The sequence below is a fragment of the Sphingobacteriales bacterium genome (assembly GCA_016711285.1).
Taxonomy (GTDB): domain Bacteria; phylum Bacteroidota; class Bacteroidia; order Chitinophagales; family UBA2359; genus JADJTG01.
This window is the reverse complement of sequence record JADJTG010000014.1, coordinates 78,961-92,978: the sequence shown is the minus strand read 5'-3', so window position 1 is coordinate 92,978 and position 14,018 is coordinate 78,961. Positions and strand designations below refer to the sequence as shown.

Here is a 14,018-nt window from a genome sequence, read left to right as displayed (position 1 = left end):
ATATAAAATACGCTGTATTGTATTGAAAATCAAGGTGCTATTTTAATTTTTGCTAAAAAGCGGACTTTTGTTCGTGTTATGATAACTTTTTATTACGGTATATAATACCTTTCATTTTTTTATTTTTTATCAAATTATTTTTTTCAAGTGACCATTTATGTAAGTAACCTTGATTATGGAATCAGGGATCAACAACTTCAAGAATTGTTTGAACAACGGGAGAAGTAAGCAGTGCTAAAGTAATTACTGATCGCGACACTGGCAGAAGCAAAGGCTTCGGTTTTGTGGAAATGAGCAATGATGACGAAGCGCAGAATTCAATTGATGCGTTGAACGGCTCAGACGTAAACGGACGTGCCATTTCTGTAGTAAAAGCACGCCCACCTCAACCACGCAGCGATTTCGGCGGTGGCGGCGGTGGCGGACCTCGTCGTCAAGGCGGCGGCGGTTTCAATCGCGGCGGCGGCGGTGGCAACGATCGCTACAACAAACGCTATTAATCGGTAGCGGCTAATGTTTTTCAAGGTGATTTTTCCTGATTTTTTTTCAAGTAAACGCTTGAAAATGTTTGTATAGAAAATTAATTAAAAAGTTCTCTGACATGCAATTAGATATTATCACCCCTACGGGTTCCATTTTCAGCGGAGCGGTAAAAAGTGTACAACTTCCGGGTGTTGACGGGTCTTTCGGTATTTTGAATAACCACGCACCACTCATCGCCGCTTTGGGAGAAGGAAAAGTAAAAATTACAACACAAGACCAAATGAATTCCAAAATTATTATGGTAAAAGACGGTTTTGTGGAAGTGCTTAACAATCATATTACCGTTTTGGTGGAGGGTATTGTTACAGAACAGCAAGGATAAAAATATTTTTTCCTACTGATTTTTTTAAAAAGGCAGATTACTTGAAAAAGTATCTGCCTTTTTTGATATAAATTTGTTCGCATTGTTGGAGGTGCTATGGTTTCTTTTAGTCCGCCAACTTTTTTCTATCACTTTCTCCCTTGTTTTTTATTCAAAATATGAATCCGCAGCCCCCTTCCGACTTATCTTATATCCTCAATCATCTGGGCGAAAACCGTCAGGATTATCAAAATGCCGTATCGCCGCCTGTGTTTCAGAGCAGCAACTTTGCTTTTCCGCGTGTAGAAGCTATGCGCGAAGCCCTGCGCGATGAAATGAATTCGCCTTTTTATACGCGCGGTTGCAACCCCACAGTCGCCATATTGCGCCAAAAAATAGCAGCCCTCGAACACGCCGAAGATGCTCTGCTCTTTGCCAGTGGCAGTGCCGCCATTGCCGCCGGAGTGATGAGCCAAGTACGCAGTGGCGACCATATTATTTGTGTAAAAAAACCTTATAGTTGGACGAATAAATTGCTCAATACACTGCTGGCGCGCTTTGATGTGCAATGCACAATGGTGGACGGCACTGATACCGCCAACTTTGAAAAGGCTTTGCAGGAAAACACGCGCCTGATTGTACTCGAAAGCCCCAACTCCCTCACTTTTGAGTTGCAGGATATAGCGGCGGTGGCAACTCTGGCAAAAAAACACGGCGTGCGCACAATAATAGACAACAGTTATTGTTCGCCTTATTACCAAAATCCACTTACACTCGGTATTGATATGGTAGCGCACAGTGCCACCAAATATCTGGCAGGGCACAGCGATGTGGTGATAGGTGCTTTGTGCGGCAGCCGCGAACTAATGAGTCAGGTGTTTTATTCGGAGTATATGACGCTGGGCGGTATTGTGTCGCCGCACGATGCTGCTTTGGTATTGCGCAGTTTGCGCACCCTCCCTTTGCGTATGGAGCGCAGCCACCATACGTTCCTGCTCCTCACCCGCCACCTCGAACAGCACCCCAAAATAGAGCAAGTGTTGTTTCCGTTTTTGGAGAGTTTTGAACAATACGAATTAGCAAAACGCCAAATGCGCGGCTGCGGCGGCTTATTTACAATTGCTTTGAAAGTGGAAACAATGGAGCAGGTGGAGCGATTTTGTAATGCGCTGCAACGCTTTTTATTGGCTTGCTCCTGGGGCGGACACGAGAGTTTGGCATTGCCGGTTTGCGCTTTTACCAACAGTACCAACTACAAAAATAGCGGCTTGCCCTGGAATATGGTGCGCCTGTATGTGGGTTTGGAGGAGGCGGAGGTGCTTATCGCCGATTTGGAGCAAGCCTTGGAGTTGGTGTAGAAAAAAAACATATATTCTTATATTGCCGATTGCTTGAAGGTATCTGCGATACAAAAAACGCAAGCCATGAGGAGCAGTTTTTAACTTTGACAAAGTGCTAAATTTTGTCAAAGTTGGAACGCTCAAGCTCTGAGGAGTGCTTACCGAGCATTGGTGAGTGCTTACCGAGCTTTGAGGAGTGCTTACCGAGCTTTGAGGAGTGCTTACCGAGCTTTGAGGAGTGCTTACCGAGCTTTGAGGAGTGCTTACCGAGCTTTGAGGAGTGCTTACCGAGCTTTGAGGAGTGCTTACCGAGCTTTGAGGAGTGCTTACCGAGCCTTGGGGAGTGCCTACCGAGCATTGGTGCGTGCCTACCGAGCATTGGTGCGTGCCTACCGAGCATTGGTGCGTGCCTACCGAGCATTGGTGCGTGCCTACCGAGCATTGGTGCGTGCCTACCGAGCATTGGTGCGCCTACCGAGCATTGGTGCGTGCCTACCGAGCATTGGTGCGTGCCTACCGAGCATTGGTGCGTGCCTACCGAGCATTGGTGCGTGCCTACCGAGCATTGGTCGTGCCTACCGAGCATTGGTGCGTGCCTACCGAGCATTGGTGCGTGCCTACCGAGCATTGGTGCGTGCCTACCGAGCATTGGTGCGTGCTTACCGAGCATTGGTGCGTGCTTACCGAGCATTGGTGCGTGCCTACCGAGCATTGGTGCGTGCCTACCGAGCATTGGTGCGTGCCTACCGAGCATTGGTGCGTGCCTACCGAGCATTGGTGCGTGCCTACCGAGCATTGGTGCGTGCCTACCGAGCATTGGTGCGTGCCTACCGAGCATTGGTGCGTGCTTACCGAGCATTGGTGCGTGCTTACCGAGCATTGGTGCGTGCTTACCGAGCATTGGTGCGTGCTTACCGAGCATTGGTGCGTGCTTACCGAGCATTGGTGCGTGCTTACCGAGCATTGGTGCGTGCTTACCGAGCATTGGTGCGTGCTTACCGAGCATTGGTGCGTGCTTACCGAGCATTGGTGCGTGCTTACCGAGCATTGGTGCGTGCTTACCGAGCATTGGTGCGTGCTTACCGAGCATTGGTGCGTGCTTACCGAGCATTGGTGCGTGCTTACCGAGCATTGGTGCGTGCTTACCGAGCATTGGTGCGTGCTTACCGAGCATTGGTGCGTGCCTACCGAGCATTGGTGCGTGCTACCGAGCATTGGTGCGTGCCTACCGAGCATTGGTGCGTGCCTACCGAGCATTGGTGCGCCTACCGAGCATTGGTGCGTGCCTACCGAGCATTGGTGCGTGCCTACCGAGCATTGGTGCGTGCCTACCGAGCATTGGTGCGTGCCTACCGAGCATTGGTGCGTGCCTACCGAGCATTGGTGCGTGCCTACCAACCATTGGTGAGTGCCTACCAACCATTGGTGAGTGCCTACCAACCATTGGTGAGTGCCTACCAACCATTGGTGAGTGCCTACCAACCATTGGTGAGTGCCTACCAACCATTGGTGAGTGCCTACCAACCATTGGTGAGTGCCTACCAACCATTGGTGAGTGCCTACCAACCATTGGTGAGTGCCTACCAACCATTGGTGAGTGCCTACCAACCATTGGTGAGTGCCTACCAACCATTGGTGAGTGCCTACCAACCATTGGTGAGTGCCTACCAACCATTGGTGAGTGCCTACCAACCATTGGTGAGTGCCTACCAACCATTGGTGAGTGCCTACCAACCATTGGTGAGTGCCTACCAACCATTGGTGAGTGCCTACCAACCATTGGTGAGTGCCAAATTCCCCCTTTTGAGGGGGTAAGGGGGTGTAAAGAGCAGTTTTTAACTTTGACAAAGTTTCAAATTTTGTCAAAGTTGGAATGCCCAAGCACTGAGGAGCGGCACTCAGCCATTAGTAAGAGAACAAATTTTAGAAAAAAAGCAACATCAGAGATATAAATATACTTATGAGTTGCGTATATTTGCCTATATTGGATTGATATACTAAACTTTGTGCGTATATCTGAATGTTAGCGGCTATTTAATAAAACAATCATATTAAGAAATGGAAACAACAATTTGGACACAACGATTTTTTGACGAAGACTCAAAGTTTGAATGGCCCTGCCCCAACTGCAATAGCAATTCTTTATTTCTTAAAAAAGAAAAACTATTTAACGAAGAGACTGCAAAGTCTAAATTAATGCGACAACAATCTGACGATTGGGAAATTGAATGGATAGAGCTCGTATTTGGCGGACAACTTAATTGTAAAAATTGTGGCGAAGTTGTTTTTTTTACAGGTGTAGGCAACCCAGAACATAATGGTTATGTAGACGAGACAGATTTTGGATCCCCAATAGAACAATATAAAAACTCATTTACACCAACTTTTTTTGAGCCTCATTTAAAAATATTTGTTTTACCAGACAACTGTCCAAAAGACCTAAAGGAAGAAGTCGAAAATTCTTTCAAATTATTTTGGTCTGACTTACTTTCTTGTGCTAATAAAATAAGAGTTTCACTTGAAATCTTAATGAATGAGTTTGGTGTTAAACGCTTTGTGCTAGCAAATGGAAAGCGCAAACCAATTTTTTTGCATAAACGAATTGAAGCTTTTCCAAATCAAGTAGTCAAAGATTATTTACTTGCAATCAAGTGGATTGGAAATACAGGAAGTCATATTGGGGACTTACAAATAATCGACATATTGGATGCATACAGACTTCTTGAGTTCTCATTAAAAAAACTTTATAAAGACGAAGAAAAAGCGTTAAATAAAATTTCAAAAGAAATTATTAAAAGAAAAGGGGCAAGAAAAAAAGTATAAACAGCCGCTAACACGAACTGTGCAAAAAACCAAGAAAATTATTTAGAAATTTCTAAATAATTTTTGCTGTAAGGGGTTTGATTTTTTACTACACCAAAAACCAGTTTTAGGAGCTTGTTGCATACCGCTATGAGGGCTGCTTTTTTGTTTTTTCCTTTCTCTACCAATCGGTCATACAGGGCTTTGCAATGCGGGTTATTTTGTTTGGCATTGAGGACACACATATACAAGGTATGTCGCAGGTGATCGCCTCCTTGTTTGCAGATACGCACCTTGGCTTTTATGCTCGTGCCACTACTAAATTCCTTCGAACTTAATCCTGCATAGCTAATAAGCTGTTTGTAATTTTTGGTATATTTAAATCCTTGCGTTTGTACAATGAGTAGTGACGAACTAGTTAGGCAGTAAGTTAATTGACAGTTTACCTAAATAGAATTTAACAAAAAAACAACTATAATGAAAATATCACATTATATAGAAATTTTATTATTAATCTTTTTTCCTTTGTCAATTTATTCACAAAGTGACAATATTGAATTACAAAAAATGTATGACGAAGACCAAAGTTCAAGAATGGTAAAAGATATAAATTGGACTATATTGACAAAACAAGATAAAGAAAGAGAAAATAGAGTGTATGAACTTATTAAAACAGGACAAATAGTTACAGGTAAAGATTATTACAATTCTGCTATGATTTTCCAACACGGAGAAGACTCAATTGCATATGGAATGGCTGTAAAGCATATGAGAAAAGCCATAGAATTAGATTCTACAATAAACAGATGGCTTTTAGCTGCGGCAATTGATAGAGACTTATTAAGTAGAAATAAACCACAAATTTATGGAACACAGTATTCCAAAACAAATGGAGAAGAATGGAAAAGGTCAAAAATGGATACTACGCAAGTAACTGACAAAGAACGAAAATTTTATAATGTTGAAACACTTTCAGAGCAAATTGAAAAGGTAAGAATTATGAATTTAATACCTATTTCAGAATTTTACACAAAATCTAAAACGATAAGTCAAACAATAAAATTTATAAAATCTGAACATAAAAAAGGAAAAAAATCAAAGTATAATATAAGTGAAAATGGACTTAATAATTTTGGTTATGAATTAATAAATTCAGATAAAGAAAATGAGGCATTGGAAATTTTTACTTTAAATACAATATTGAATCCAAATGGATATAATACATTTGATAGTTTAGGAGAATGTTTACTACTTTTAGGTAAGAAAGAAGAAGGAATTAAAGCATATAAAAAATCATTAGAATTAAATCCTAATAATGAAAATGCAAAGAAAATTATCAATGGGTATTAATAACCTACCGCCAACACGGGCTTTGTGTCAGGCGGGGTGACGTGCAAACTTGGAGTTTTGTGGTAGATTCAAGTGGAGTTCTTCGATTGAACTTTTGTGCTAAAAATCCGCTCCCAGCCAATACCCAAACCGTTGGTGGCAATGTTAAGACTCAGAGTATGCAAAAACTGACATTTCAACGCAACAAGTACGGAAAAAAAATTCTAATTGGCACGGTTCATACTTCAGAATTTGCGGTGGACAACCGACTTTGACTTTGAAGCCAAAATATTTAAGAACTGATAATTACCCCACTAAAAAGGATAGCCGATAGCGAGCGTAGGAATGATATTTTCGCGCCGCCACGTTTTGTTGCCGAAATTGATTTCGTTGAATACCCAACGGCTGCCCAAATCGTAGTAGGGCTTGTAGAAAGGAATAGCCACATCAATGCGAATCAGCGCGTATGGAATATCAATGCGCAAGCCGAAGCCGCCGCCCATCGCTATTTCGTTGTAGAAGCGATTCCAGCGAAAAATACCGCGGGCACGGGTTTCAAATTCATCGGTGCTTTTTTTCAAAATCCAAACATTGCCCGCATCTGCAAAAAACGCTCCTTTGAGATAAAAATACGACCACAAAGGAAAACGATATTCTACGCTGGCTTCTAATTTCATATTACCTACACGGTCGTACTCATTCACCTCCTCCACTTCATTTAAACCAAAAGAGCCGGGTCCCACACTGCGCACCTTAAAAGCCCGCACGCTGTTGGTGCCGCCCAAGCTAAATTGTTTGATAATCGGCAATTCTTCGGCTTGGCTGTTGCCGTAGGGCAGTGCAAAAGCACTATATAGGCGGGCAGCCAACACATTTTCTGTCGAAAAATACCAATATTTGCGCAAATTGCCCTGCAAACGAATATATTGAGAATAATCCAATATATTATCTTTAAACAAGCTGTTGTCTAAACTCGTAAGTGTTTTTACGGCGCGGTCTAACAAATACAGGGAATTGCCCGCCAGCTCTATATCGCCGCGAAACGTCCAAAAATTAGTATTTTTAGATAGGTTCGTTTGCGAGTTGAAATTATAAGTAAATGCGCCACCTACAATAAAACGCGACTCAAAACTACTCAACAAACGAAAATCATTGGTTAGCAACTTAGCAAAATCCTCAGAATAGTTGAAGGTTTGGAAATAATTAAAAACAACAGGTTGCCAGGCAAAATTGGCTCTGCGGCGGTTTTTCCATTCGTAGCCAAAACTCAACTCCGTACCGTTGATGGTATATTGATTGAAGGTATTGCGATAGGTATTGTTCAAATCTATTTTGGTAGAAGGCAGGCGGGAGTGGTCGGCGGCATTTAAAAAAGGTGCGCCCAAAAATTTGGGGAATGTCCATTCGGCATTTGCGGTAATCTCTAAGGAGTTCACGAAGCGTGTGCCATTGAGTGTGGTGGTGTCGTTGCGCAGGTTCAACTCGATACTATTGTATAAACCTGCCGAAAAACGCTCCGCCCCTCCGAGCCAGTTGCGGTTGTGGTAGTTGGTGCTCACGGCTACACCCACCAAACCCTGATTAATGGCAGTAGTACCGCCGTAGCGGTTGCTGGCTTCAATGGTATTGGTGATTTGCTTGCGCTTGGCACTTTGCAACGAAAGTTTTATATCGTAATAATATTTGTCTTTCGCCGCCGCCACGCTGTCCTCCACCTTTGTAAATTGTGGGTCTATAAAAGAAAACACACCCAACTCCAACAGATGACTCAGCGTGCGGTCGTAGATGTCTTTGCGCAGCAAACTGTCGGGGTGCAGATAAATAAAAGGATTGATAGCCTCTATTTTTATGGCAGAAGAAAGCGGCTGACGATAGGTTTTTCCATCGTATTGGTTGGTGATGAGCGTATCGCCGCGCTGGGTGTCTATATCTATGGAAACGTTACGCACCGAATAAGGGCGCAGTTTATAGGCATCTATCAGCTGATACTCTATTTGCAAAGCGTGCGTGCGACCACTGCTATCTAATTCAAATTGCAAATTATCTACGGAATAATCAAAATATCCTTTGTTGAGCAAATATTTACGCACCCGCTCGCGCTCGGCTTGCAGCACCGCCCCCGAAAAAGCCTCTCCTTTTTTTATGAGGCTTTGTTCCCATATCTGGTCATCAAAAATGCTGCTCGCGAGGCTGTCTTGCGGATAAATGACGGCATCAATAATATGGCGGGGCTGTAAATGTACGGTATAAGTGAGCTTTTTGCTTTTTTTGTTCCAAAAACGCACCTTCTCGGAATACTCCACCCGCGAGCCGAAATATCCCTGTTGGTAGAGGTATTTTTCCATATTAAAGGCACTGTGCCCAAAAGCTATGGTATCGGTGAGTACGGGTGCCTCGCCGCCTTTAAATCCCCAGTTGTAAAACCACAATTTGCCACGCACTAAATTTGCCCATTTCTGATTGAGTTTCGGGCGGTGCAGCAGCAACATCTGGTCGCGGAGGGCGGCAGGATTGTCGCTGTATTTGGGGGGGCTCAGTTCTACATTTACACTATGCAAAAAATAAGAGCCTTCAGGTACTTTGCGCGTTACTTTGCACGAAAAAAACAAGCAACAACAAGCACAGAAGAGCCATAGCGACACTAATTGCCGCCGACTACTTCCGATTTTTTTTATCGTATCTCCAAAAAAATATCTCCTACGCATGAGCAGTAGCTAAAGGCATTGTTTTCTTGTGTGTGTATTTTTAAAAAAGCAATTTTATACCTGTTTTTTTCCGCCAAACATCATTCCAATCCGTCATATTAAGCGTCTTCTGATTTGGAAAATTTTTTGTTGATTTGTGTAATAAAATCCAGCAATTCGTCTCGTCCCTGTTTATCTTCGGCAGAAGTGACAAAATAAGGCGGAAATTCGCTCCAGTTTTTGAGCATTGCCGTCTTAAAACGCTGAATACTTTGCTGTATTTCGTTTTTGCTGATTTTGTCGGCTTTGGTGAATATCAGCACAAAAGGCAAGCCCCAAGCTCCTAATTTATCGGCAAATTCCAAATCGGACTGCTGCGGCGGTACGCGGCAATCAATGAGGAGCATCACACATTGAAGTGTGGCACGCTCTTGCAAGTAATAGCGGATAAATTTTTCCCAGTCGGCGCGGTTGGTTTTGGAAGTGCGGGCGTAGCCGTAGCCGGGTAAATCTACCAGATACCAAGCCGTATTCACTTCGTAAAAGTTGATACATTGCGTTTTACCCGGTGTATTGGATACGCGTGCCAAGCCACGCTTTTGCAGGAGCATATTTATCAAAGAGGATTTGCCTACATTGGAACGACCGATAAAGGCATATTCGGGAAATTGTGCCGGCGGACATTTGCGTGCATCGGTAAAACTACCCTTAAAATCGGTTTGGGTGATTTTCATAACGAAAAAAAAATTATAGCCTGATTATTCAAAAAGAAATGACAAAATTAATCTCTTTTCTTACATTTGCCCTTAAATATTATACCGCCTTGCACGCCGAAGAAGTAAAACCATACGAAGAAAGCGGCTCTAAAAAAGAGCAAGTCGCCGAAATGTTTGATAATGTTTCGGGGCATTATGATTTTCTCAATCACTTTTTGTCTTTGGGTATTGATGTGTGGTGGCGCAAAAAAACCATTCGCCAGCTCAAAAATATACAGGTGCGCCGCCTGTTGGACGTAGCCACCGGCACTGCCGACTTAGCCATAGAAGCACTGAGTTTGAAGCCCGAAAAAATTATCGGCATTGATTTGTCGGCAAAAATGCTGGCAATTGGTGCAGAAAAAGTAAAAAAATACAACGGAAAAATAGAGCTGATGCAGGGCGACTCTGAAAATTTGCCCTTCGCCGACCAAAGTTTTGATGCGGTGACGGTGGCTTTTGGGGTGCGCAACTTTGAAAACATAGAAAAAGGTATCGCCGAAATGCAGCGCGTACTGCGAGAGGGCGGAAAATTAGTGGTGCTGGAATTTTCAAAGCCTAAAAATTTTTTTATAAAATTTATTTACAACATATACTTTTTGCACATTTTACCGTTAATAGGAAAAATCATATCAAAAGACCAACGCGCCTACACCTATTTGCCCGAATCGGTGCAAGCATTTCCGGAAGGTGACGCATTTTTGGAAATTTTACAAAAAAACGGATTTAAACACACACAATGTATTGCTCTAACTTTCGGTATCAGTTCTATTTATGTAGGACAAAAATAAGCCTGCTGTTCTTGTTTGCTGCTTTTGCCTTGCAGCCGCTTATCGCACAAAAGAACCTTGAAAAACACGACTACAAAAAAATCTATTTCGGTATTTTGGGTGGTTGGAATACCACACGCTTCAATATAGAACATTCCAAAGATTTTATCCTCAACGACAGTATTAAATTGCTCGAATCGCCCAATACTCCGGGCTTTAATTTGGGGATTATTTCTAATTTTCGCCTCAGCAAACACGCCGATTTGCGCCTGATACCTACTTTGGTGCTGGCAGAAAAAAAATTGCGCTACACCGAAATCGCCAATTCGGGCGACTCCACTTTTGTCAATACCATCGAATCTATTTATTTTGATATTCCCATTGCGTTGAAATACAAATCTGACCGCTTCAACGATAATTATCGTTTTTATGTGATGAGCGGCTTGCGCTTTGATTATGATTTGGCTTCCAACTCCAAAAAACGCCGCGCCAACGACATCGTAAAGCTCGGTCGTTTTGATGTAGCCGCCGAGTTGGGTTTTGGTTTTGAAATTTATTTCCCGATGTTTATTTTCAGCCCCGAAATCAAAATTTCGCGCGGACTGAACAATGTCCACGTGCCTACCGACAATTTGCGCTACTCTGATGTCATCGGCGCATTGCGCTCGCGCACCATCACCATTTCTTTTCAGTTTGAAGGCTAGAAAAAGTGTTTTTTGCTTTTTTTCTTTTCGTAAAATAGAAAGCTGTATGCCATTTTAAAGCAACACGAAAATAATAAGAAATGACAACAGAACAATTTAATTAAAGGTAGAGAAAATTCGCTTTGATAGCTTTTTTGAGGGAGAGCAAGTCAAAAAAGCACTTCAACAAATGCTTGACATACAATTTTATCCTTCCGAATTAAAAGCTCTTGTTTATCAAGAATCAGACGACTTAACCAATACTACAATTGCAGGAATTACCGATATAAAAGTAGGATTGAGAAAGAAAGGAACAATCAATAAAAATTTTGTTGGGATTGCCCAAATAGGCGTGAGTGCAATGACGGAAGGTCAAAATTGGGCAAAACATAAAGGGATTGAATTTGCTAAAAAAGAGGAAAAAGATTTAAGAAAAGACCCTGAAAACGCAATTATATTACTTGCGTGTATATTGGCAAGTAATTATGAACTTTACTTATCAAAAGCATATAAAAGTGATGAAAAAAGTTGTTTAAATTGGAGAAAATGTATTATTGGTTCATATAACTGGTCAGGTCCATCAATGATGGGATTAATAAAAAAGAATAAGACAATAGAGTGGGATACGCTTTCAGCCAAATCAGAAATGCCTACGCAAACCAAAAATTATGTTCCTGAAATAATATCGAGATTATGAAGCATTTTTTATTATTATCATTGGTGCTATTTCTACAATGCACAAATAATCACAAAAACGAATTCGATTATTATTCCATTGAGAAATCACAGCTAAATCACACTTACGGCAGAGTGGGAGGTAGTTTTAACTTTTATAAATTTCAACAATATTATCAATCCATTCAGGTTGATTCCGTTTATCTGGATGAATATCAACAGAATTTTGAGGATTCGGCAATTTATAGGTTACTGTTAAACAATTATTTGGAGAGAGGATATAATACGAAAATCGAATTACTTTCACGAATTGGTCAAATTAACGCCGACTCTTTTAATGATACGAGCATAATTGTTTTGGATATAAATGATTCTATTTCATTAATTAATCTTAGTCCCGAATTTACTATTTATGCTTTGGGTACTTGTTGTTCGCCATATCAAAATTTATTAATAAAGAAATCAGGCGATAGTATAGTTGTTTTTGACGAATTACATCAGGGCAAGTTACTTGGCGTATATATTTCAGAAACAGCAAAAATAAATGGATTATTATTTCAAGGGCAATCTAACGATATTGGTAATTTTGAAAGTCTTAATGGTACTTACAATTACAAATATAAAGTTAATACTGAAGGAATTATCTTCGACAAAATTACTAACGTGAGAAATGGAGAGCCTTTTGACAAAAATGACAAAGATATTTCAGACAAGGATTTTGAAATTAAAAGCGTTTATTTTGAAAATACAAATGAAAGAAATAAATAAAAACGAACCGCCAACAAGGGTTTGCGTCAGGCGGGCTGAAGTGCAAAATTCAACGGTAGTTTTTCAATTAAACTTTAGTAATAATATCGGCTTTTGTGCTTCGATTTCCCGCCCGAACGCAAAGCCCCGAAACGTTGGATTTTTGTTATCTTTCAATTGTGATGTGCAAAAGTAGTGCTTCAAATCCGCTCTTTCTTCAATATGCCAATCGCTGAAGCCCAGCACCGACAAAGGAAATATGAGAAAAGTAGTTTTTCTGCAAAAAATTTCCGGTATCGCCGGAGCCGAAAAATATTATTTTGAGATAATTCCCGAATTGCGCAAGCAGGGCTGGGACGTTTCTTTTTTGGGCATCACCCTATTGCAGGAGCGCGAGCAAACGGCTGCTTTTTATCAGGAACTCCAACAACGCAATATCCCCTATCATATCATTGATACGCCCAACACACTCAATTGGGGGCTGTTGAAAAATATACGCCGCCATTTGGAGGCGGTGCAGCCCGATATTATTCACTGCAATTTGATACACAGCGAATTGTGGGTGTATTTGGTAAACCGTTTGTGGCGGCAAAAAGCCAAAATTATTACGATGGCGCACGGCTTTGATATGGAATATACCAATCGCTACGGCTACAAAGCGGTGCGGCAGTGGGGGTCGGTATATCAAAACATTACGCGTCTGTGTCATCGCACTTTTGACGGCGTAATTTATGTATCCGATGCGCTGCAACAACTCCACGAACAATTAGGAATGACCGCCCGCTATGGCAAGCGCATTTATTTGGGCTTTGATTTTCCGGAGGTACAAGTACCGCCGAAGCAGCACCAGATATGCTGTGTGGCGCGTTTGCTGCTGCTCAAAGGGCATCGCTACTTATTGCGAGCTTTTGTACAGGTATTGGAGCGTTTTCCGAAGCTGCGCCTCAAAATTATCGGCGAAGGCAAGGAGCGGGCGCAGTTGGAGCAAATGTGTGTGGCACTGGGGATTGCGCAGCAGGTAGATTTTTTGGGATTCCGGCAAGATGTATTGCAGCAGGTGGCGGCTTCTCAGGCAAAGGTTTTGTGTTCAGTATCGGAGGGTTTGGGCGTGGTATTGTTGGAGGCTTTGCATGTAAAAACGCCCGTCATTATCTTTGATGTTCCCGCCTGCAATGAAATAATACAACACGGATACAACGGATTTTTAGTGCCTTTTGCCGACGAAACACAGTTGGCGCAGCGTATTATACAAGTGTTGGAACAGCCCCAACTGGCACAACAATTCGGGGACAATGGAATTGAGGTGTTGCGGACGCGCTTTTCAAAGGAAACGATGCTGCGCGAAACGATAGCTTTTTATGAAACGATTTTAAAAAGTGCTTAGAAAAA

The 14,018-nt window shown here is 42.1% G+C and carries 13 protein-coding genes and 1 pseudogene; 11 read left to right on the top strand and 3 right to left on the bottom strand.

Features of this window, described 5'->3' with window-relative positions; genetic code table 11:
- Positions 1 to 147 precede the first annotated feature (147 nt).
- The 5 genes and pseudogenes from IPL35_13100 to IPL35_13080 all read left to right on the top strand — a co-directional run bounded on the left by IPL35_13100 (position 148) and on the right by IPL35_13080 (position 5,007).
- Positions 148 to 500 (top strand): annotated as a pseudogene (locus IPL35_13100) (RNA-binding protein).
- A gap of 101 nt (positions 501 to 601) precedes the next feature.
- Entirely contained in the window at positions 602 to 865 is a 264-nt protein-coding gene (gene atpC, locus IPL35_13095) for an ATP synthase F1 subunit epsilon (protein ID MBK8444288.1), read from the top strand.
- A gap of 158 nt (positions 866 to 1,023) precedes the next feature.
- Positions 1,024 to 2,202, top strand: coding sequence for an aminotransferase class I/II-fold pyridoxal phosphate-dependent enzyme (locus IPL35_13090; protein MBK8444287.1), 1,179 nt, complete (start codon positions 1,024 to 1,026; stop codon positions 2,200 to 2,202).
- A 1,593-nt stretch (positions 2,203 to 3,795) separates the two neighbouring features.
- Positions 3,796 to 3,999 (top strand): hypothetical protein, encoded by a 204-nt coding sequence (locus IPL35_13085; GenBank protein MBK8444286.1) that lies wholly within the window; start codon positions 3,796 to 3,798, stop codon positions 3,997 to 3,999.
- Between the two features lie 243 nt (positions 4,000 to 4,242).
- Entirely contained in the window at positions 4,243 to 5,007 is a 765-nt protein-coding gene (locus IPL35_13080) for a DUF4145 domain-containing protein (GenBank protein MBK8444285.1), read from the top strand.
- A gap of 38 nt (positions 5,008 to 5,045) precedes the next feature.
- Here IPL35_13080 and IPL35_13075 read toward each other — a convergent pair whose 3' ends face one another.
- Positions 5,046 to 5,387: an IS110 family transposase gene (locus IPL35_13075; GenBank protein MBK8444284.1), complete on the bottom strand. Its 342-nt coding sequence runs from the start codon at positions 5,385 to 5,387 to the stop codon at positions 5,046 to 5,048.
- A gap of 76 nt (positions 5,388 to 5,463) precedes the next feature.
- On the opposite strand from IPL35_13075, the gene IPL35_13070 reads away from it, so the two are divergent.
- On the top strand, positions 5,464 to 6,336 hold the full coding sequence (locus IPL35_13070) for a tetratricopeptide repeat protein (protein MBK8444283.1): 873 nt from the start codon (positions 5,464 to 5,466) through the stop codon (positions 6,334 to 6,336).
- A 293-nt stretch (positions 6,337 to 6,629) separates the two neighbouring features.
- Here IPL35_13070 and IPL35_13065 read toward each other — a convergent pair whose 3' ends face one another.
- The gene (locus tag IPL35_13065; protein MBK8444282.1) at positions 6,630 to 9,020 is read right to left on the bottom strand and encodes a BamA/TamA family outer membrane protein; all 2,391 of its coding nucleotides are present in this window, start codon (positions 9,018 to 9,020) and stop codon (positions 6,630 to 6,632) included.
- 98 nt (positions 9,021 to 9,118) lie between these two features.
- A complete protein-coding gene (locus IPL35_13060; GenBank protein MBK8444281.1) occupies positions 9,119 to 9,733 on the bottom strand; it encodes a YihA family ribosome biogenesis GTP-binding protein in 615 nt (204 codons plus the stop codon).
- A 38-nt stretch (positions 9,734 to 9,771) separates the two neighbouring features.
- Here IPL35_13060 and ubiE point away from each other — a divergent pair, with 38 nt between their 5' ends.
- From ubiE to IPL35_13035, 5 genes are all read left to right on the top strand, one after another.
- On the top strand, positions 9,772 to 10,545 hold the full coding sequence (ubiE, locus tag IPL35_13055) for a bifunctional demethylmenaquinone methyltransferase/2-methoxy-6-polyprenyl-1,4-benzoquinol methylase UbiE (GenBank protein ID MBK8444280.1): 774 nt from the start codon (positions 9,772 to 9,774) through the stop codon (positions 10,543 to 10,545).
- An 11-nt stretch (positions 10,546 to 10,556) separates the two neighbouring features.
- The gene (locus IPL35_13050) at positions 10,557 to 11,228 is read left to right on the top strand and encodes a PorT family protein (GenBank protein ID MBK8444279.1); all 672 of its coding nucleotides are present in this window, start codon (positions 10,557 to 10,559) and stop codon (positions 11,226 to 11,228) included.
- Positions 11,229 to 11,397: 169 nt separating this feature from the next.
- Positions 11,398 to 11,904, top strand: a complete 507-nt coding sequence (locus tag IPL35_13045) for a hypothetical protein (protein ID MBK8444278.1) — start codon at positions 11,398 to 11,400, stop codon at positions 11,902 to 11,904.
- The gene (locus IPL35_13040; GenBank protein MBK8444277.1) at positions 11,901 to 12,650 is read left to right on the top strand and encodes a hypothetical protein; all 750 of its coding nucleotides are present in this window, start codon (positions 11,901 to 11,903) and stop codon (positions 12,648 to 12,650) included. The genes IPL35_13045 and IPL35_13040 overlap by 4 nt, the downstream gene beginning before the upstream one ends.
- A gap of 238 nt (positions 12,651 to 12,888) precedes the next feature.
- Positions 12,889 to 14,013 (top strand): glycosyltransferase family 4 protein, encoded by a 1,125-nt coding sequence (locus IPL35_13035; GenBank protein MBK8444276.1) that lies wholly within the window; start codon positions 12,889 to 12,891, stop codon positions 14,011 to 14,013.
- Positions 14,014 to 14,018: the final 5 nt, after the last annotated feature.